General features: G+C 36.6%; 30 protein-coding genes and 1 pseudogene. 3 read left to right on the forward strand and 28 right to left on the reverse strand.

The window, feature by feature from the left end; genetic code table 11:
• Nucleotides 1-28 precede the first annotated feature (28 nt).
• Both rocD and rho read left to right on the forward strand, forming a co-directional pair.
• A complete protein-coding gene (rocD, locus tag Spiro2_RS09565) occupies nucleotides 29-1273 on the forward strand; it encodes an ornithine--oxo-acid transaminase (protein WP_338635554.1) in 1245 nt (414 codons plus the stop codon).
• 533 nt (nucleotides 1274-1806) lie between these two features.
• Nucleotides 1807-3246: a transcription termination factor Rho gene (gene rho / locus Spiro2_RS09570; RefSeq protein ID WP_422398036.1), complete on the forward strand. Its 1440-nt coding sequence runs from the start codon at nucleotides 1807-1809 to the stop codon at nucleotides 3244-3246.
• 116 nt (nucleotides 3247-3362) lie between these two features.
• On the opposite strand, the gene Spiro2_RS09575 is transcribed toward rho, so the two are convergent.
• From Spiro2_RS09575 to Spiro2_RS09590, 4 genes are all read right to left on the reverse strand, one after another.
• The gene (locus Spiro2_RS09575; RefSeq protein WP_338635555.1) at nucleotides 3363-3602 is read right to left on the reverse strand and encodes a hypothetical protein; all 240 of its coding nucleotides are present in this window, start codon (nucleotides 3600-3602) and stop codon (nucleotides 3363-3365) included.
• A gap of 317 nt (nucleotides 3603-3919) precedes the next feature.
• Nucleotides 3920-4618 carry an IS630 family transposase gene (locus Spiro2_RS09580; RefSeq protein WP_338637759.1) on the reverse strand — a complete coding sequence of 233 codons (699 nt, stop codon included), beginning with the start codon at nucleotides 4616-4618 and terminating at the stop codon, nucleotides 3920-3922.
• Entirely contained in the window at nucleotides 4552-4962 is a 411-nt protein-coding gene (locus Spiro2_RS09585) for a hypothetical protein (RefSeq protein ID WP_338634792.1), read from the reverse strand. The genes Spiro2_RS09580 and Spiro2_RS09585 overlap by 67 nt, the downstream gene beginning before the upstream one ends.
• An 89-nt stretch (nucleotides 4963-5051) precedes the next feature.
• A complete protein-coding gene (locus Spiro2_RS09590) occupies nucleotides 5052-5297 on the reverse strand; it encodes a hypothetical protein (RefSeq protein ID WP_338635556.1) in 246 nt (81 codons plus the stop codon).
• A 759-nt stretch (nucleotides 5298-6056) separates the two neighbouring features.
• Between Spiro2_RS09590 and Spiro2_RS09595 the strand changes: the two genes are divergently transcribed.
• On the forward strand, nucleotides 6057-6239 hold the full coding sequence (locus Spiro2_RS09595; RefSeq protein WP_338635557.1) for a hypothetical protein: 183 nt from the start codon (nucleotides 6057-6059) through the stop codon (nucleotides 6237-6239).
• A 182-nt stretch (nucleotides 6240-6421) separates the two neighbouring features.
• Here the strand turns inward: Spiro2_RS09595 and Spiro2_RS09600 are convergent, their stop codons facing one another.
• The 24 genes and pseudogenes from Spiro2_RS09600 to Spiro2_RS09715 all read right to left on the reverse strand — a co-directional run bounded on the left by Spiro2_RS09600 (nucleotide 6422) and on the right by Spiro2_RS09715 (nucleotide 19897).
• Nucleotides 6422-7363: a DMT family transporter gene (locus tag Spiro2_RS09600; RefSeq protein WP_338635558.1), complete on the reverse strand. Its 942-nt coding sequence runs from the start codon at nucleotides 7361-7363 to the stop codon at nucleotides 6422-6424.
• 374 nt (nucleotides 7364-7737) lie between these two features.
• A complete protein-coding gene (locus Spiro2_RS09605; protein WP_338635559.1) occupies nucleotides 7738-8547 on the reverse strand; it encodes an alpha/beta hydrolase in 810 nt (269 codons plus the stop codon).
• A 432-nt stretch (nucleotides 8548-8979) separates the two neighbouring features.
• Nucleotides 8980-9378, reverse strand: coding sequence for a 50S ribosomal protein L17 (rplQ, locus tag Spiro2_RS09610; RefSeq protein ID WP_338635560.1), 399 nt, complete (start codon nucleotides 9376-9378; stop codon nucleotides 8980-8982).
• Nucleotides 9379-9399: 21 nt separating this feature from the next.
• A complete protein-coding gene (locus tag Spiro2_RS09615; RefSeq protein ID WP_338635561.1) occupies nucleotides 9400-10389 on the reverse strand; it encodes a DNA-directed RNA polymerase subunit alpha in 990 nt (329 codons plus the stop codon).
• A gap of 417 nt (nucleotides 10390-10806) precedes the next feature.
• Complete coding sequence (gene rpsK / locus Spiro2_RS09620) at nucleotides 10807-11193, reverse strand: 30S ribosomal protein S11 (RefSeq protein WP_338635562.1); 387 nt, start codon at nucleotides 11191-11193, stop codon at nucleotides 10807-10809.
• A 26-nt stretch (nucleotides 11194-11219) separates the two neighbouring features.
• Complete coding sequence (gene rpsM, locus Spiro2_RS09625; protein ID WP_338635563.1) at nucleotides 11220-11588, reverse strand: 30S ribosomal protein S13; 369 nt, start codon at nucleotides 11586-11588, stop codon at nucleotides 11220-11222.
• Nucleotides 11589-11612: 24 nt separating this feature from the next.
• A complete protein-coding gene (gene rpmJ, locus Spiro2_RS09630) occupies nucleotides 11613-11726 on the reverse strand; it encodes a 50S ribosomal protein L36 (RefSeq protein WP_130610638.1) in 114 nt (37 codons plus the stop codon).
• A gap of 37 nt (nucleotides 11727-11763) precedes the next feature.
• Nucleotides 11764-11979: pseudogene (gene infA / locus Spiro2_RS09635) on the reverse strand (translation initiation factor IF-1); the annotation flags it as partial.
• A 170-nt stretch (nucleotides 11980-12149) separates the two neighbouring features.
• A complete protein-coding gene (locus Spiro2_RS09640; RefSeq protein ID WP_338637761.1) occupies nucleotides 12150-12818 on the reverse strand; it encodes an adenylate kinase family protein in 669 nt (222 codons plus the stop codon).
• Nucleotides 12819-12824: 6 nt separating this feature from the next.
• A complete protein-coding gene (secY, locus tag Spiro2_RS09645) occupies nucleotides 12825-14141 on the reverse strand; it encodes a preprotein translocase subunit SecY (RefSeq protein WP_338635564.1) in 1317 nt (438 codons plus the stop codon).
• Between the two features lie 7 nt (nucleotides 14142-14148).
• Entirely contained in the window at nucleotides 14149-14568 is a 420-nt protein-coding gene (rplO, locus tag Spiro2_RS09650) for a 50S ribosomal protein L15 (protein WP_338635565.1), read from the reverse strand.
• Between the two features lie 11 nt (nucleotides 14569-14579).
• Nucleotides 14580-14777, reverse strand: a complete 198-nt coding sequence (rpmD, locus tag Spiro2_RS09655) for a 50S ribosomal protein L30 (protein WP_338635566.1) — start codon at nucleotides 14775-14777, stop codon at nucleotides 14580-14582.
• A gap of 16 nt (nucleotides 14778-14793) precedes the next feature.
• Nucleotides 14794-15276 carry a 30S ribosomal protein S5 gene (gene rpsE / locus Spiro2_RS09660; RefSeq protein WP_338635567.1) on the reverse strand — a complete coding sequence of 161 codons (483 nt, stop codon included), beginning with the start codon at nucleotides 15274-15276 and terminating at the stop codon, nucleotides 14794-14796.
• Nucleotides 15277-15306: 30 nt separating this feature from the next.
• Complete coding sequence (rplR, locus tag Spiro2_RS09665) at nucleotides 15307-15669, reverse strand: 50S ribosomal protein L18 (protein WP_338635568.1); 363 nt, start codon at nucleotides 15667-15669, stop codon at nucleotides 15307-15309.
• 57 nt (nucleotides 15670-15726) lie between these two features.
• Nucleotides 15727-16266, reverse strand: coding sequence for a 50S ribosomal protein L6 (rplF, locus tag Spiro2_RS09670; protein WP_338635569.1), 540 nt, complete (start codon nucleotides 16264-16266; stop codon nucleotides 15727-15729).
• Between the two features lie 26 nt (nucleotides 16267-16292).
• A complete protein-coding gene (gene rpsH / locus Spiro2_RS09675) occupies nucleotides 16293-16691 on the reverse strand; it encodes a 30S ribosomal protein S8 (RefSeq protein ID WP_338635571.1) in 399 nt (132 codons plus the stop codon).
• An 11-nt stretch (nucleotides 16692-16702) separates the two neighbouring features.
• Nucleotides 16703-16888, reverse strand: coding sequence for a type Z 30S ribosomal protein S14 (locus tag Spiro2_RS09680; RefSeq protein WP_338635572.1), 186 nt, complete (start codon nucleotides 16886-16888; stop codon nucleotides 16703-16705).
• 11 nt (nucleotides 16889-16899) lie between these two features.
• On the reverse strand, nucleotides 16900-17427 hold the full coding sequence (gene rplE / locus Spiro2_RS09685) for a 50S ribosomal protein L5 (protein WP_338637762.1): 528 nt from the start codon (nucleotides 17425-17427) through the stop codon (nucleotides 16900-16902).
• A gap of 114 nt (nucleotides 17428-17541) precedes the next feature.
• Nucleotides 17542-17919: a 50S ribosomal protein L14 gene (gene rplN / locus Spiro2_RS09690; RefSeq protein WP_148698254.1), complete on the reverse strand. Its 378-nt coding sequence runs from the start codon at nucleotides 17917-17919 to the stop codon at nucleotides 17542-17544.
• Between the two features lie 53 nt (nucleotides 17920-17972).
• Nucleotides 17973-18233, reverse strand: a complete 261-nt coding sequence (gene rpsQ / locus Spiro2_RS09695; RefSeq protein WP_338635573.1) for a 30S ribosomal protein S17 — start codon at nucleotides 18231-18233, stop codon at nucleotides 17973-17975.
• Nucleotides 18234-18248: 15 nt separating this feature from the next.
• Complete coding sequence (locus Spiro2_RS09700; RefSeq protein ID WP_338635574.1) at nucleotides 18249-18443, reverse strand: hypothetical protein; 195 nt, start codon at nucleotides 18441-18443, stop codon at nucleotides 18249-18251.
• Entirely contained in the window at nucleotides 18440-18868 is a 429-nt protein-coding gene (rplP, locus tag Spiro2_RS09705; protein ID WP_338635576.1) for a 50S ribosomal protein L16, read from the reverse strand. Before rplP ends, Spiro2_RS09700 begins: the two co-directional genes overlap by 4 nt.
• Before the next feature lie 7 nt (nucleotides 18869-18875).
• Complete coding sequence (rpsC, locus tag Spiro2_RS09710; protein ID WP_338635577.1) at nucleotides 18876-19559, reverse strand: 30S ribosomal protein S3; 684 nt, start codon at nucleotides 19557-19559, stop codon at nucleotides 18876-18878.
• Between the two features lie 14 nt (nucleotides 19560-19573).
• Nucleotides 19574-19897, reverse strand: a complete 324-nt coding sequence (locus Spiro2_RS09715) for a large ribosomal subunit protein uL22 (RefSeq protein WP_338635579.1) — start codon at nucleotides 19895-19897, stop codon at nucleotides 19574-19576.
• Nucleotides 19898-19901 lie beyond the last annotated feature (4 nt).

Below are 19901 nucleotides of genomic sequence, written 5' to 3' on the forward strand. Positions count from 1 at the left end.
TGCAAACTCATAAAACAAAGGCAAACATATGACAAATGCAAATGCTTCTGAAATCTCAAAAAAATTCATTGATATGGCTAACAAATTTGGTGCGCATAATTATCACCCTTTAAATGTTGTCATAACAAGAGGGGCTGGAGAATGGGTTTGGGACATTGATGGAAAACGATATTTAGACATGTTGAGCGCATACAGTGCCGTCAGTCAAGGCCATTGTCATCCAAAAATGATCAAAACTCTTATGGAGCAAGCGCAAAAAATCACATTAGCCTCCAGAGCATTTCATAACGATCAATTGGGACCATGGCTAGAACTCGTCACATCTTTATGCAAAAAAGACAAAGCATTACCAATGAATACTGGAGCAGAAGCGGTTGAAACAGCAATTAAAATTGCAAGAAAATGGGGCTATCTCACCAAAAAAATAAAGCGCCATAAAGCTGAGATTATTGTCTGCGATCATAATTTTCATGGCCGCACAACAATGATTGTGAGTTTTTCGAGTGAGCCACAATACAAAGACGATTTTGGCCCATTTTGCGGGGGCTTTAAATCTATCCCCTATGGCAATGAAAAAGCATTAGAAAAAGCGATCACCCCAAACACAGTTGGTTTTTTGTTTGAGCCAATTCAGGGAGAAGCTGGTATAATTGTTCCTCCAAAAGGATACCTAGAAGCTGTCAGTCATATTTGTAAAAAACACAATATATTATGCATTGCAGATGAAATTCAAACTGGCCTTGGAAGAACAGGAAAGCTTTTTGCCCATCACTATGAAAACTGTACACCTGATATCATTATTTTAGGAAAAGCCTTAGGTGGTGCTTATTATCCTATTTCAGCTGTGGTTGGTAATGATGATGTGTTGGGTCTTTTTAAACCAGGAGATCACGGCTCAACATTTGGTGGCAACTCCTTAGCATGTGCTTTATCGCAAACTGCTTTAAACATTATTTTAGAAGAAAAGCTTTCAGAGCGCGCTTATGAGATGGGATTAAAGTTTCGAGAATCTTTAGCAAATTTACCCTCCAAAGTTGTCAAAGATGTGCGCGGTAAAGGGCTGCTTAATGCAATCGAAATTCAACAAAATGCTGGCAAAGGTCGTTTTTTTAGTGAACTTTTACAAGAAAGAGGGATTCTTGCAAAAGAAACTCACGATTTTACCGTCCGTTTTGCGCCTCCTTTAGTGATACAAGAATCGAGCATTGATTATGCAATCAACATCATTTGTGAGGTTTTTTCAAAGACTCAAGCAGAATGGGAGAAAACATAGTTTTTATCCCCAGGCAGAGTTGACTTAGACACATTTTCTTGATATGCTTTCTTGTGCTTACATTCGCGTCACATATGACGCAGCCAGCCAACAATCCCTTCTTTTATTTTATTCCTTCAACTTTTTCTTTGGAATCATTTAGCATGGTAGATGACAAAAATAACGATGACTTTGATAATGAGTCCCCTTCGGCTCGTAAACGTTCAACCAATAATTCAACAACCCGACGCTATATTCGTAGGCCACCTGAAGAAAACACGCTTTTTAACGAAAATTCTTCAGCAGCACCTTCTTCACAAGGAGATAATGATAGCGAGAACATTTCTACGTACACACCCTCACGGCGTGTATTTACGAGATCAAAAGACCCTTCCAATACGGGAACATCTCAAAATCATAGCTCATCTTCCAATATGCCATTCACACGTTCGTCTCCTTATGGTATGAGTAATCCACCCCCTAACAGAATGGGGTCTCCACAAGCTTCAATGAACGCAGGAGGAGGTTCAACAGTGCATCCCGCATCACCAGCTATGCAACAACAATCTTCGCAACAGGGTCAGTCGTCAAACAATCAATCGTACCGTTCTTTTCAGGGACACAACCACCCAGCAAATCAACAGTCACGAGGACATCATTCCGCATCAAGACGCTCTGATTTGCCTCGCCCTTCTCAAGGAGGAGCAGAAGAAAAAGAACCAGAATTCAATTCAGAAGTTCCTGTTATGAATCTAAAAGAGCTGAAAGAAAAACACATCAGTGATTTGGTTCATATGGCAAAAGAGATGGGAATTGATGGCGCAGCAAATTTAAGAAAACAAGATCTCGTTTTCTCACTTCTTGAAGCACAAGCAGTGCGCAATGGAGTTGTATACTCTGAAGGTGTTCTGGAAACATTACCTGATGGTTTTGGCTTTTTAAGAGCTCCTGACTACAATTATTTGCCTGGGCCTGATGACATTTATGTCTCACCTTCACAAATTCGTCGCTTTAATTTACGTACCGGCGATACAGTATCAGGACAAATTCGTCCACCAAAAGATAACGAACGTTACTTTGCACTATTAAAAGTAGAATCTGTAAATGGAGAAACTCCTGATTTTACAGGAGAGAAAATACTATTTGATAACTTAACAACCATTCACCCAGATTTTAGATTTAAACTCGAAAACGATCCGCAAATTTATAGCACACGTTTAATTGACTTATTTGCGCCAATCGGAAAAGGGCAAAGAGCTCTTATTGTGGCACCTCCTAAAACAGGTAAAACAATTTTATTGCAAAACATTGCAAACTCTATTGCACAAAATCACCCAGAAGCTGTGCTTATTGTTTTACTTATTGATGAACGCCCCGAAGAAGTGACAGACATGGAACGCTCAGTGCGTGGCGAAGTTGTGAGCAGTACATTTGATGAGCCTGCGCAACGCCATGTTCAAGTTGCAGAAATGGTCATCGAAAAAGCAAAACGTCTTGTCGAACACAAAAAAGATGTGGTTATTCTGCTTGACTCCATTACACGTCTGGCGCGCGCATACAACAGCGTTGTTCCGCCAAGTGGTAAAATTTTAACTGGTGGTGTGGATGCCAACGCGCTTCACAAACCAAAAAGATTTTTTGGTGCAGCACGTAACGTCGAAGAAGGCGGTAGCTTAACAATCATTGCAACCGCATTGATTGATACAGGCAGCCGTATGGATGAAGTGATTTTTGAAGAGTTCAAAGGTACAGGTAATATGGAACTTGTGCTCGATCGCCGCTTAGCAGAACGCAGAGTCTTTCCAGCAATTGATATTAATAAGAGTGCAACACGCAGAGAAGATCTCTTACTCGGCAGAGAAACTCTCAATCGTTTGTGGGTACTGCGTAAGGTGCTTCACCCTATGTCGCCTATTGAATCGATGGAGTTCTTACTACAACGTTTTGAGCGCTCAGAAACCAATGATGAGTTTTTAAGCAGCATGAACGGTTAAAACGCCATTGTTGTCATTTGCAACAAAAAAAGGAGTTTGCTCTTTTGTAGCAGACTCCTTTTTTTGTTTAAAATTTGTATTTTTTAAAATGAAAAACTTCGACACTAAAAAAGATCTCAAACGTAAGAATTCATTGTAAGAGAATTCCCAAGCAACGGATCCCTTACGTAAATAATTGGCAAGCTATTTACTTGAGAAGCTCTTTTTGCAAGATCATAGACAAACTGTTTCTTTCCATCTACATAATGCCCATCCATTACATAAATTCCTTTAGCTTTTATTTCTCTAGTTGGAGGAAGATTTGGATATATTGAAATCCCAGCTTTACCAACAATAATAACTTCGTTAAAGCTCATAGTTTTTTCTATCAACAGTCTTGGTGGAATAATTTTTCTATCAATATTTTTGTTAATATAATCAACTAAAGCAAATCGATTAATAACTTTTCTTTGAAAATTTCCATTGCTTGATGTCGTACCTATATGGTTTTTAAAGCTGATATCTGAGGAGTTTGTAGAAATAATATTCTGAGGTGGAACATCAAGAATATAACCAATACTTCCATAAGCCTCAAGTAAAACATTTGAAATTAGTGAAGTGCTTATCGCATCCCAATTAGAAACTATGTTGTCAAAATTTGAAGTTAATAACTTATACGCCGTCCACTAAGTTTTTAACATAAGCTTGCCTTAGGTTTTGAATTCATAATTGACTTGACAATTTTTTGTGTTAATTGATTCCAACCACTAGAGCATTTTTGAACGAGATCTTCATAATCTTTATAAATTTTAAATGATAAGTGATTCCTTTTAAAATAACTCCATAACCTTTCAATTGGATTTAACTCTGGAGAAAATGAAGGTAAAAAAATAAATGATATATTTTGGGGTAAAATTAATTTTTTGCTTTTATGTGCACTAGCTCCATCTAGTATAATAATAATATGCTCATTCTTAGGTACGGTCTTGGAGTACTCATTGATAAAAATTTGCATGTTTTCAACATTTAAATTTGGTAATATCATTCCAAAATATTTGCCCGTATCTTTGTTAGCAGTAGCATACATCCATGAGTTTAAATAACCCATTTGAGTTTTAAATTCTGGTCTGATTGGGAAAGGACTCCAAATACCAGCTTTTATTGTCATTTGTCCAAATCGTGATTCATCTTGAAAATCTATGTTTATTTTTTTTCCTGGATTTTTTACTTTAATTTCATTAATTTTATTTGGTAAATCTTTAATCCATTCGGCCATTTTTTCTGGATCATTTTTTATATGCTTTGTTCTTGGAACAACTCTTCTTATTAATGTTCTTTGAAGGAACTTGTATAACCCACTTTTACTAAATTTTTTTTTAATTTCGTTTTGGATTCTATAATACTATTTATTATTTGAGCATGAACAACTTTTTCCTCATTAAATTCAGAATTTAATTGAATGATTTCAGTTTTTAAAATTTCAACTTCTTCTTTATTTACAAAGGATGGACGACCAGAACGTGGTTTATCAAGTAAAAAATAAATACCATTATTCTTATAGTTTGAAACCCAATAATTTGCCCGTCCTCTTGAAAGGCATAATAAAGTTTCAATCTTTTTTTCAGAAAATCCTACGGAATATAAAAAAATTATAAATAATCGACGTAAAAGATTAAAACTTAATTTATTTTGAGGTATTCTCTTTAAATCATCCATAAGTTGTTGTACATTATTCATTGTGCTGCAGTGTCCTTTTATAAAAGAAAGTACGAATGTTAACTGCAGCATATCCTGTTTTCAATATTCATCAATTTCCGTATAAATATTTATTTTTGGTTATCTATGTTGCCAACAAACTTAGTGGACGGCGTATTATTACGCTCAGGTTCCATTGGTTTATTAATCATATAAACAAGATGCATCCATTTTCTACCATTTCTAGAATCTACTCCATTATTTGGTCTATGAAATTCAATTTGGTATTTTGGATTATAATTATGTAAATATCTCCACTCATATAAATCGGTATAGTTAGTTTGATTAATAAAAGGTAAATTAATTTTTTTTTCCATAGATTATCCAATACATTATTTAATGAAAAAATATGATATCTAATCCAATTAATATTTATCATACATAAAATCATTAATAATAATTAAAAAATTTTAATATTAAATATATTATAACAAAAATCTAATATTATAGTTTTACTATAATATTAAAATCAATATTTATCATATTTAATTTTTTTTTAAAGATATTTAAAATATTAAATATTTTACTTGTAAAAAATTAAACAAATAAAGCGAAAATTATTATATAATACTTTATAAAAAAATATTATATGATTTAATGAAAAGATTTATCCCATTATGTAATATTTTTGTAAGTTTTTCCTCTTTTGCAAATGACAGCCACCCGTAACTCATGAAAAACTTGCTTTCGCTGCAGAAGAATTTAATAAAGAAATTTCTCAAAATCTTTCGTTAAATTTAACCCAAACAGTTTGTGGAACCATCGGCTGCAAATCTGAAATTACAAAAAACAATGCAATCTTAAGCGATGTTGTTTTTTCGGGTGAAATCAATAATTCTACAAATGTATCCAAAATAAATATTGATGTTACAAATAGATTTGATTATACATCAAATACTTTGAGCTATGTTTGTTTATCTAATAATGAATGTAAGTTTTATGGGCCAGAAGAAATTCAAAAAGCAAATTTTGCATTTGAAAACGGATCATTTTTAAAAGAACGCTCAAAAAGAAGTCCACAGTGCTGGACTGATCCAAAGCTGTGAGGAGCAGCAGGTACTTTTCTGGGTATGGGAATGGCTGGAGAGTATTTAGGCCAAGGGTTTGCCACAATAAATAGAGCTGTTGAAAGAGGTATCGCAAACACATGGAATGCCTATACAAATTACCATATAAACCGCGCGCAAGGTCATGGTATTATGAGAGGCAATGGTGGATGGATAACAGAAAACACAGAATTAAATAATCACAACCAATAAAAAAATTTAGGTTAAATTATGCAAAAATTTTTTGTAAACTTAGATAAATCCCTTATCTATTGGAGTATCAGTTGGTTTATGATCGGCCATTTGATTAGTGAAACATACAAACACTTTTTTAATATTCATCCGCTTACTGATCTTTTTATAGGAGTTTATAATTTATTTTTGCATATTTTTAACTAAGTCTGCTGATCTTTTTCAAGCGCCACTTCCACTTCAATTTTTGTGCGCTTAGGTTTGAGAGAGCGACTTTCAATCACAATAATACCAGCTAAAACAATTGCACCACCCAAATACTGAGTTGGTGTTAAAATTTCATTTAAAAAGATTGCACACAAAACAGAAGAAAAGAAAGGCTCTAAACAGGCTATCATTGTTGCTTTAGTTGGGCCAATAAGTTTTATTGAAGACAAATATAACCAAAAAGGCAATAGCGTACATAAAAATATCACTAAAACAACGGCAACAATAATTGTATAATCTGGATAAGTTGCAATTTTTTCTAATACTATAAGAGGATTTTTAAGTGATATCCAAAACAGTCCTGCAGACCACATCCCAAAAGCTAAAATTTTTAACGGAGAGTGATATGCCAGTAAAGGTTTACTAATTAAAGCATACGCTGCTAAAAAAATTGCCGATAAAACTGCAAACATCATTCCAGATTGATTAATTGAGGTACTTGCCAAATCCGATCCTAACGAAACAACGAAACCTAATGAAATCAAAAAGAAAGATATCAACATTTTTTTAGAAAATTTTTCCCAGCCAATAATTAAAGAAACTATTCCAATAAAAACAGGCGCGAGATATTCAATTAATACAGCTATTCCTGCAGGTATACTTTGCACACTTAAAAAATAAAAATACACATTTAATGCTTGTCCAAATATACCTGCTAAAAATAACAAACCAACATGAGATTTAGAAACAATAAAACTTTTTCTATCTTTAATTAAAAAGAAAGCAAATAAAACAAATCCTACCCCATAAATTCTTAATTGAGATAGCTCTGCCGCTGAAAATCCCTCTAATTTCATTTGTTTTGCAAAAACTGACAACACACCCCATAGAAATGCAGCAATCACTGTATAAAATGCACCAAGGGAAATTATTTTCATAAATTCAACCTTTATAAATTTAATAAATTAACAAAATCAGATTATTTAAAATTAATCTCTCAAAAAAAGATTAATTCAAAAAATATAACTTGTTCAGCCTTTGAGAATAAAACTAAAGTAGAAAAGATTTCATAAATTTAAAAACCTCTTTGAATTATTAATTTTTAAAATACTTAACAAAAATTGTCAATTAAATAAATTATTTTTTTATAATGCTTAACAACGAAAGATAAATTAAAAAAATACTTTTGTAATTGGTAATCTAATTCTTAAATTTAAAAAATATTTTTAATAAGAAAAATCTTTTTTTTTATGAAAATAAATTTTTATATTTATACAATTTAGAATTTTTTTTAAATTTATGTATAAATTCATTAAATATTTTTAATAAATTTATACAGTATTGCTTTAAAATTATCGGGATCTTCTTCTGCTACAAAATGCCCAACATCATCAAGAACAATAAGTTTTGCATTTGGAATTTCTAACTTCCATCTCTCAAAATTTTTGATAGATAACAATTTATCCTGCGCTCCCCAAATAATTAATGTTGGAATATTATTTAATAACGATAATTTTTTATAGTTTTGCCATACAGGATTGTTAAAATCAAACAATGCTTTGAGAAAAGCAATAGGACCTTCACGAGACTTGCTGTTTGGAAAAGCCCCCATGTAAAACTGATGGCGATCTTTGGACAATTGCTTCTTTTTTCCCCAAGCTAATTTCAAAAGTACGCGAGGTGAAAAATTAAAGTAACGATATAAGGCAGGCATAATACCAGATCTAACTAACCATTCTTGCTTTTTAAGCTGCTGTTCTGTTTCTATTAACGGCCACAACCAAGAATTTAAAATTGTTATTGATTGAGGTCTCAGCGTTGTTGTCAAAATTGCTGATAACGCAATAACAGCACCAAAATCATGGCAAACTAAATGAAATGACGATAAATTAAGTTCTTTTAAAAACTCTAAAAAACGCTCCTGATGCGCTTTTAATGAATAATCCCCATCAATTGGTTTTGCAGATTTTCCAAACCCCAAATGATCAAACGCTATACATCGGTAACTTTGTGACAAACTATCAATCACATTTTCATATTCCGCAGAAGATGTAGGAGTACCATGAACAAAAATGATTATTTCGCCATTTCCCTTATCAATTCTTGCCAATTTCTGGTTCATCAAACCTCCAAGTGGATGTAAAACATGTTCATATCTTTAACCAAGATGAGGAAAGAGAGCTAAAAAATTCTTCAAATACGCCTTAAAAAATTTCTACCTATGGTTATAGAATAAATTTATTTATTCTCAAGTAGTTAACGTTTGATCGCGCGGAGCAAATTTAATAGAAGGCGTATAAACTATTGAGGTAGGTTGAGTAGGTAGAAACACAGCGTTGCTACTGTGTAACCCCATTAGAACCCGTATGTGCCCAATTAAGGCTTACGAACTCCTTTATTTGAAACGCTTGGTGTTGTGGTCTTTTAAGCTCACTTACATCTGCAAACTTTAGAAGTCTGTGTTTTTTTGATGCAAATCATAAAAAAACACTGAGTAATATTTCTCAGTGTTTTTTTAGATATTATATATAGTTTAGGCAGAGGCAAACAAATACTAGTTAGCAGCAACTTGAGTTGCGTTCACAGCTTTTAATGCTGTTGGTTCAACAAACTCAATAATTGCACGACGAGCATGATCTCCTGGACGAAAACCTAATCTTAAAATGCGTGTATAACCACCATTTCTTTGTGCATTTGCAGGTGCAACTCTTGAAAAGAGGTCTCCTACAGATTTTTTAGTGTAGAGTGTCGAAGCAGCATTTCTACGGTTATTAACACTGTCAACACGTGCCAAAGCAACCAATGGCTCAACAATTTTTCTTAATTCTTTTGCACGTTCAACTGTCGTTACAACAGTGCCATGCTCAATCAACTGAGTAGCCAAGCCGCGCAACAGTGCTTTACGACCAGCTGAATCTCTGTTTAATTTTCTATGTGCCAAACGATGTCTCATGTTCTTGCATCCTTAATCAGACTAAATTCGATCCCTTAGTTTAGTAGGGTCAAAACCCTCAATCTTCATGCCGAGATGGAGTCCCATTTCAGCAAGGAGATCTTTAATTTCATTTAAAGTTTTGCGGCCAAAATTTTTGGTTTTTAGCATTTCAGCTTCTGTTCTGATAACAAGCTCGCCAATGTAACGAATACCAGCATTTTCAAGACAATTCGCAGCTCTTACAGAAAGCTCTAGCTCATCGACCGATTTATAGAGGTTTTCGTTTAAACGTGCATCAACTTGAATAGAATCAATAACTTGAACTTCATCATCGGCTTCTTGAAAATTAATAAACACAGAGAGCTGATCTTTTAAAATTTTTGCTGCATACGCCAAAGCATCTTCCGAAGTCACAGCACCATTTGTACTGATTTCAAGAACCAACTTATTAAAGTCGGAACGTTGACCAATACGGGTATCTGATACACTAAAGCTCACACGCTTAACAGGTGAAAAAACAGCATCAATTGGAATCACACCCAAAGGCAAACCATCTTTAACAGCATCGCTTGTTAAGTATCCTTTACCGGTTCTCACTGTAATTTCTGCTTTAAATTTTCCGCCTGCTCCCACTGTGCAAATCACATGATCAGGATTTAAAATTCTTAGCGACCCGTCAGAGATAACATCTGCACCTCTAACTACTTTAGGACCTACAACATCGATAGTGGCTGTTTTTTCGCCTTCTGTATCGAGCCATACATCCAAAGCTTTTAAATTCAACACAACTTCTGTTACATCTTCTGAAACGTCAGGAACTGTCGAAAACTCATGTTCTACTCCCTCAATGCGCAAACCTACAACAGCAGCGCCTTGAAGAGAAGAAAGCAAAACACGACGCAATGCGTTACCTAACGTAGTTCCAAAACCACGTTCCAGAGGCTTAGCTATAAATCTCCCAAAAGCAGGAGAGATATCTTCTTTTTCAATAAACTGCGGCTTTAACAGCGCCTTCCAGTTGCTCTGCATTATTGACTCCGTCAACTTTTCCGTTTCGTATTTTGCCCCAAAGTGTACCCGTTGAGCTTTTATGGATTAATAAAGAGCTCTTTATCACTCATTTGTGCATACTTTAATGCCAGTAAATAAAACCCTTACTTATAGAAGGAATATACATTACCAGTAGCCTTGTAGCACTATTTTTAACATTTACCAAGTAAAAACGATAAAGCATAAAACTAATAACACAACTAAACTATTGTGTTAAAAGTTTGACTGCCTTACCATTCCATACTTAGAAAGACCCGCCATAACGTATCTAAGGATTTTATACCTCAGTAGTTAATGAAAGTTCTATATTAAATCCACTCAAGAATTCAAGCTGCAGATATTAAAAGAATTAATACTACAACACAAATCTCAATTGATAAGAGTGACCAAACTTAATTAAACTCTACGACGTTTTGGAGGCCTGCACCCATTATGAGGAACAGGAGTCGCATCCTTAATAAGAGTTACTTTAATGCCTGTAGCAGAAATTGCGCGTACTGCTGATTCACGCCCGGAACCAGGACCAGTTACAATTACTGAACAGCTTTTCATTCCACAATCAATTGCCTTGCGAGCAGCATCTTCTGCAGCAACCTGTGCCGCAAATGGAGTACTACGACGAGAACCTTTAAAGCCCTTACTACCAGCACTTGACCATGTCACCACATCACCATTAGCATCTGCAAAAGTAACAATAGTATTGTTAAAACTTGCAGAAATAGTTGCTATTCCTGTTGGAACATTACGCTTAATGCGCTTTTTCTTTGATACAACCTTATTCATTACCAAATTTCCTCACACCTTAGAAGTTACTTCTTCTTATTTGCAACAGTCTTTTTAGGACCCTTGCGTGTACGCGCATTTGTTTTAGTTCTTTGACCACGTACAGGAAGACCTCTACGATGACGAAGACCACGGTAGCAACCCAAATCCATCAAGCGTTTGATGTTGGACTGAACAAGACGACGCAAATCACCTTCTACAGTGTGGTTGGAATCAATAAGCTTTCTTATGGCATTAATTTGATCGTCATTGAGATCTTGAGCACGTGTGTCTCTGTTTATAGACAACTGATCAAGTATCTTTTGAGAGGATTTACGACCAAGACCATGTATGTACGTAAGCGAAACTTCGATACGCTTGTTACGCGGAATGTCAACGCCCGCAATTCTTGCCACAACTAACCTCCGATATTCTTTCTATTAACCTTGACGCTGCTTGTGTTTTTTATTTTCACAAATAACCCTAACTACTCCAACGCGACGAATAACTTTGCATTTATCACAAATTGGCTTTACACTAGCTCTAACTTTCATTAGCACAAACTCCTCAGGAAAAACTCAAAAAACTTTACTATTTAGATCTAAAAACAATTTTAGCTCTAAACCTACCATCTTTAGTCTTATCATTTGGATTTAACTCAACTTTTACCCTATCGCTAGGTAAAATATTGATGCAATTCATTTTCATTCTACCCGAAACGTGAGCAAGAACTTTGAGACTATTATCGAGTTCCACTATAAACAAGTTGTTAGGAAGCTTTTCTGCAACTATCCCCTCTAACTCAACTTTTTTAGGTCTACCGTCGTCTTCTAACTCAACGTTTTTGCCTTTATCGTCTTCGTCAAATTTTGCTTTTTTTGGTTTATTTTCGTAATCAACCATTTAAACTCTTACTCCAATGATAACAAAGAGCGTTATTGGGTATCCCAATATGCTGCTTAAATCAAGTTCAATCTTTATTTTCTTAACAAAATTGATACAATTTCAGCATAAACAAACTCAGGATGACGCAATCCATCAATAACACAAAGATTATTTTTGTCAGCATAAAAACTCGCTAAAGGCAAGGTTTCTTTCTGATAAACTGTAAATCTCTTACGTACTGTTTCTGGTTCATCATCTTTACGACGGAACATTGTTCCTTGTTTCCCACAACCAGTGCACACAAAATGGCCTATATTGGTTTGCTGTGGAATAGCCTCAATTTTACCACATGACGAACAGGTCCAACGTCTTTCAAACCTTTCAATCAATTTGTCTAAATCTGCAGACAAAGAAAGAACAAGATCAACTTTGCTAGAAAACTTATTAAGAACAAGATCGAGATCTTTTGCTTGAGAAAGATTTCTAGGAATACCATCGAGCAAGATAATGTCGTTATGCTTTGGCTGCATGTTATTCAAAGCATTCTCTAAACATGCAAAAATTGATTGATCATCAACCAAGTGACCTGTTTCTACAATACCTTTAACCCTCAAGCCTAACTCTGACTCGGAAGCAATTTCTTGACGAATAATCGCACCGGTAGAAATATGCTTTACACCCAACCGTGTACTTAATAAAGAGCACTGAGTCCCTTTACCAACTCCTGGAGGGCCAAAAAAACGATGATCTTCATTTATAATCCTGCTTCATAACCTTGTATCATGAGCTGTCGTCTCTCGTGATTGAGATGGAAAAATTAAAAAGTCGTATTTTTGTGTTGCAAGCTGTGAACGAACTTGACGAATAGCTTCTAATGCCACACCAACAACAATTAAAAGAGACGTTCCTCCAAATGTCATTTGCTGTGAAAATGTACTACCAATTAATGAAGGAACAATCACAATAATATTCATGTAGAGAGCTCCTGCAAAAGTAAGACGTGTCACAACCGTATCAAGCGCTTCTGCTGTTTCCGTCCCTGGACGAATACCAGGAATGTACGCATTTTGTCTCTTTAAATTTTCTGCAACATCATCAGATTTAAAGACAATTGAAGCGTAAAAAAACGAGAAAAACAAACCAAGCACAACAAACACTACATTATACAACCAGTGGCCAGGCAAAAAATCAGCCAACCAAACGCTCCCAGCAGCCTTACCAAAACTTAAAAAGGTTGCGGGTACAGCTAAAATTGTGGAAGCAAAAATTGCTGCCATAATACCAGCCATATTTACCTTTAGTGGAAGATGGGTTGCTTGCGCTGACATCACTTTTTTTCCAACAAGACGCTTAGCATAATGAATAGGAATTTTTCTATAGCTCTGTTCAAAAAAAGTAACAGCAAAAACAAGAAAGACAGCAAAAGCAATTATACCTAATGCTCCGAGAAGAGCTCCGCTATTTTGCTTAACCATTTCTACAATTGTCATAGCAGAAGATGGCAGATAAGCAACAATACCAGCAAAAATAAGTAAACTGATTCCGTTTCCAATACCCTTATCTGTAATTTGCTCTCCAAGCCACATTACAAAACAACTACCAGCTGCCATTAAAACACAAGACATAATTCTAAATGACATTCCTGGATCGAGAACAATCATTCCACCCGTTGGGCCTCTAGAAGCTTCAAGCCCTGCTGAAAGCAAGTAGGCCTGAACTAACGCAAGTAATACAGAAAGAGCTCTAGTAATACGCGTAATTTTTTGTCTTCCAACCCCACCTTCCTTTTGCATTTGCTCAAGAGAAGGAAGAACAACTGTCATTAGCTGAATAATAATGCTTGCAGAGATGTATGGCATTACAGCAAGACTAAAGATGGAGAAGTGACTCAGCGCTCCCCCAGAAAACATATTAAATATCTTTAATAATCCAGCGCCTTGCTGACTCGCAAACAAAGCAAGTTCTTTCGCATCTATGCCAGGAACAGGAATATGCACTCCAAAGCGAAAAACGAGAAGTGCTAACAATGTAAACAATAAACGCTTTACAAGGACATTTTCTGTCCAGACACTTCCCTGAGGCATTGGCGAATCACTCCTCAATAGTTACGCCTTTTGCGAGCAGTTTTTCTCTTGCTCCCTCAGACATAACAAAATTTTTCACAATTTTTAGATCAGCAGGAACCGCTCCAACAGAAAGCAACTTAGCAATGCCTTGTGAAACAAAAACACGACCATCTAAAATACCAGCCTCAATATAAGGAGTTGTATCTTTTAGATTTAAGGACTCAACCTTAATTGCGCAAACATTCTTAAAACCGCGTTTAGGAATTCTACGGTAAAGAGGAGTTTGGCCGCCCTCAAACCCTGGACGAATGCTAGAACCAGAACGAGCTGTTTGGCCCTTACCACCACGACCACCAGTCTTACCAAGACCGCTTCCAGGTCCTCTGCCTAAACGGCGTCTATCTTTTCTTGCGCCCGGATTTGGACGAAGTTCTTCTATTTTCAAGTTAATACTCCTTACTCAGCTGGCTCAACTTTGATAAATTGAATTACCTTATTGACCTGACCAAGTATTGGATTCACATTTGGTAATACACGTGAAGATCCAATTCTAGAAAGACCAAGTGACACTAATGTTTTACGTTGTGACATACTGCGGCCTGCAAAACTGCGGAGCAGGGTCACTTTAATTTTTGGGGTATTGATACTTTGCATTGTTTAAATTCCCCTTTTATTTGCGCGCTTTTAGATATTCTTCAGTAGTAGAAAGCTGCTTAAGACCTTTAAATGCTGCTTTTACAACATTATGCGGATTTCTGCTACCCTGAATTTTAGCCATGATGTTAGGAATACCGGCAAGTTCTGCAACAGCACGTACAGAACTACCTGCAACAATACCGCTACCTTCGGAAGCTGGACTTAGTAACAAATGACTTGCTCCAAATTTTGCATTCACGACAAATGGAATAGTTTGTTTTTCCATTGGAACATTGATTAATGATTTCTTTGCTTGCGCAACAGCCTTTCTCACAGCTTCAGGAACTTCCGCTGCTTTACCAAGACCGTAACCAACTGTCCCTTGACGATCTCCAACTACAACAAGAGCGGAAAAGCTCATGCGTCGACCACCCTTAACAGTTTTCGAAACACGGGATACGCTCACAACACGATCTTCAAAACGATCTTTTTTCTGTTCTTCTTTATTTATTTGCATTTTCTGCTTTTCCTTAATAAAGTTCAGCTGTTAAAACTGAAGACCCGCTTCACGCGCGGAATCAGCAAGAACTTGAACACGCCCATGGTATGTAAAACCATTTCTATCAAATACAACTGAACTCACGCCAGCATTCTTAGCTCTTTCAGCAACCAAAGAACCAACTTTTAGTGCCATTGTCTTGCCACGTAAACCTGTTGATTTCATGTCTGCTTCAATAGAACTTGCGCATGCAACCACAATACCTTTTACATCATCAATAACTTGCGCCTGAATATGGCGGTTACTTTTAAAGATGCAAAGGCGAGGTTTTGTTAAATCAGAAGAGCGACGACGCCAGAAACGCATCTTACGTAATTGTCTGATTCTTTTACGATTAATTAAACGATACATAAAAACTCCTGGCCTTCTGCTAACATACAGAAAGCACTAATAATAAACAGGCAAATGTTATTTTTTGCCTGCAGATTTACCAACCTTAGTGACTATCACTTCACCAGCATAGCGAATTCCCTTACCTTGATAAGGTTCAGCAGGGCGCACTGCACGCACTTTAGCGGCAATTTGTCCTACAAGTTCCTTATCAACTCCAGAAATATTGACTTTGCCTGTTTTATCAACTTCAAAATTGATTCCTACAGGTGGTTCAATATTTACTGGATGAGAATATCCAACAGTTAGATTTAAAATCTTTCCAGCCATGTTTGCACGGTAGCCTGTCCCTTGAATTTCAAGCGATTTGCTAAATCCAGCAGAAACACCCTGAATCATGTTAGAAAGAAGGGTTCTATACAAACCCCAATATGCAGATTGATTTTCTCCGCTATTCGCAGAAACAACAACTTCATTGTTGTCTTGAGCAATTGATATACGGCCAAAAGTATCACGTTTCATTGTTCCTTTTGTGCCATTCACTTCGAGAATATTGCCGCTTAGTTTTACGGTTACTCCCGAAGGAATTTTAATTGGCTGCTTACCAACTCTTGACATAGGAGCCTCCTAAAAGTCTTCGAAAGTTACCAGACATACGCCAAAACTTCTCCACCAACGCGTTCCATACGAGCAGATTTACTCGTTAAAACACCTTTTGGTGTAGTAAGAATAGCAAAACCAAGACCACCACGGATTTTAGGAAGATCTGCAACTCCTTTGTAAACACGGCAACCAGGTTTGGAAACGCGTTTGATTCCACGAATCACGGGTTGACCTGTTTCACTGTATTTCATTGCAATTTTGATCTTGCCTTGTCCGTTATCTTTAATCAGCCTATACCCACGAATGAGTCCTTCAGCTTCTAAGATTTTTGTAATTTCAATTTTCATAATGCTTGCAGGAATTGTTGCATACTTTAAACCTGCGCTTGAAGCATTACGGATACGAGTTAACATATCTGCGATTGGATCAGTTATATTCATATTTGTTCACCTCACCAACTTGCCTTGACCATTCCAGGAATTTGTCCTGAAAGGGCATTTTTGCGAAGGCAAATACGGCATAAACCAAAGTCTCTATAATAACCACGAGGACGACCACATTGATTACAGCGATTATGCTGACGAGTAGAAAACTTGGCTTTTTTATTTGCCTTATTAATCATTGCTAAACGAGCCACATCTATCCCCTTTACTTTCTAAACGGCATATCGAGGAGAGTCAGAAGCTCACGAGCTTCTTCATCTGTTTTCGCAGAAGTCACGATAGTGATACTCAAACCGCGTGTTTTATCTACTTTGTCCGCTTCGATTTCAGGAAAAATGATCTGCTCACGAATTCCGAGAGAGTAGTTACCTCGACCATCAAAACTATTAGAAGACACTCCACGGAAATCGCGCACACGTGGTAACGCTACCGATACAAGTTTGTCGTAAAATTCAAACATACGTTCTTTACGAAGCGTTACGGAAGCACCAATTGGCATTCCTGCGCGCAACTTAAAGGTTGCAATAGATTTTTTTGCACGAGTTATCACAGCTTTTTGGCCGGTGATAATTTCAAGTTCTGCAGCAGCAGCTTCTAGAGCTTTGATATTTTGTGTTGCTTCGCCTTGGCAAGTATTAACAACGATTTTTACAATCTTAGGAAGCTCCATCACATTTTTATTTGTATGAAGTTTCTTAAGCTCTGGTAAAACTTTGTCGCTGAACTTTGCCATGTATCTAGGCTTTACACCTTTAAGGTGTTCACCGCGAACAACTACTGCACCGTAGTCTGAACCTTTTTTTCCAGCAGTCTTTTTAACTGCTTGATTTTTTTCGCTTGCCATGGATTATAGAACCTCCGGAGCCAAGCTGATAATCTTGCCACAATTACGTTGTCTTAATTCACGAGCAATTGGTCCGAAAATACGGGTTCCAACTGGTTCTTTTTCATTTTTGACAATTTTTACAAGAACAGCAGCATTTTCATCAAAACGGATACGAGAACCATCAGTTCTCGATACTTCTTTTTTACAGCGAACCACAATTGCTTTGTGGACTTCACCTTTTTTAACACGCCCACCAGGCACAGCATCTCTTACAGAAACAACAATCAAGTCACCAACTCGTGCGTAACGACGGAAAGAACCACCCATTACACGAATGACATTGAGAGTACGCGCTCCGCTATTATCGGCTGCTACCAGGATTGATTCTGGCTGAATCACGATACACCCCATTAAATGAGAGACAAAAATAAAACTAATTAAAGGTTGTTACATTACTCAGTAACAACAGAAACAACTTTCCAAGACTTGTTTTTAGAGATACGACGACATGGTAAAATTTGTACATCTTTACCAAGAGTAATACCTTCTACTCCAAACGAATCCGCAAGCAAAGACGTATGCAAGTGCAGATACTTACCATAAGTCTTACAAGGAACAACGCGTGGGATTTCAACTTTAATCGTTTTAGTATCTTTTGAGATCCCAACGACACGAGCTCTAATAGGATTCTTAGTGATAACTTTGTTTTCCATATATTTACCTCAATATTATTGTTTAGTGGTTAAAGCCTTTTTGCGAGAAAGAACTCTTAAATCTCTTCTCAAGCCAGCTACACCACCACCATTCGTAATGATGGCAGGATCCATGGAAACTCTGAACTTAACAAGCTCTTTAATACACTGAGCTTGCATCGCAGAAACATCACTAGAGTTTAAATCAGAAAATTTTTTTTGTTTTTTCATTGATTTTCCCAAACCTTTTCACTTCTGCTCATGATGCGAGTTTTAAAAGGGAGCTTTGCTGCCGCAAGTTGAAATGCCTCTTTTGCAAGATTTGCAGGAACACCCTGAATTTCAAATATAACGCGCCCCGAGCGAATTGGACAAATCCAGCGATCCAAACCACCTTTACCAGAACCCATACGAGTTTCAGCTGGTTTTTTTGTGATTGGCTTGTCTGGAAACACACGAATCCAAACCTTTCCACCACGCTTTATGTGACGAGTCAAGGCAATTCGACTTGCTTCGATCTGACGAGCTTCAAGTTTTCCAGGTTCAATAGCCTGAAGAGCAAAATCTCCAAAATCTACGCTGTTGCAACGATCCGCAACACCTTTAATACGACCTTTATGAGATTTACGAAATTTAACTTTTTTTGGAGCCAACATTTTTTAATTACTCCTCATTGCGTGCCGTTTTGGCTCCAGCAGTTGTACTTGCTGCTTTACCAAAGACTTCACCTTTAAATAACCAAACCTTAACTCCAATGAGACCATATGTTGTTAAAGCCTCAGAAGTTCCATAATCAATATCTGCTCGCAAAGTATGCAAAGGAACACGACCTTCCATATACCACTCTGTACGAGCCATTTCAGCACCATTTAAACGACCAGCAACACGAATTTTAATTCCTTTGCTACCAGCTTTCATAGCCTGTTGCATAACCTTTTTCATTGCTCTTCTAAAGGAAATGCGTTTTTCAAGTTGTTGTGCAACATTAAATGCCGCCAACTGTGCATTTGTATCTGGATTTTTAACTTCAAAAACATCAACTTTGATTGATTTGTCGTTAGCTTTGATGACAGTTTTCACTTCATCACGAAGTTGCTCAATACCTTTACCTTGCTTGCCAATAAGCTTGCCAGGTTTTGCTGTGTATACTTTAACTACAACTTGCTTTGCTGCACGTTCAATTTCAACACGAGCAACGCCTGCTTCTGTATACTTTTTTGAAATAAACTTACGAATATTCAAATCTTCATTAAGGTTTTTAGCAAATTCACGTTTACTAAACCAACGAGAATCCCAAGTCTTGTTAATACCAAGTCTCAAACCAATTGGATGTACTTTCTGACCCACTGTTGTACCCTCTGTTAATTAAGTTTAAGACGAATAGTTAAGTGTGACGTCTTTTTCAAAATTGGCGTCGCACGTCCTTGCGCACGCGGCATAAACATGCGGCGACGAGGACCTTCATTTACTACAAAGTCACTAATTACAGTATTTACAGCACTATTTTCAGGAAGCTGTGCCAACGCAGAGCGAATAAGCTTAACTGTCGCCACAGAACCTGAGCGTCTTTCTACTGAAAGCAAAGCTATTGCTTGAGGTACAGTTTTACCAATAATTAGCGGTCTTAATAATCTCGCTTTGCGTGCGGTGCACTTTGCAGCATAGTGCGTTGCTTTTGCGTCCATAAAT

Origin of the sequence: Spirobacillus cienkowskii (assembly GCF_037081835.1) — a bacterium.
Taxonomy (GTDB): domain Bacteria; phylum Bdellovibrionota_B; class Oligoflexia; order Silvanigrellales; family Silvanigrellaceae; genus Silvanigrella; species Silvanigrella cienkowskii.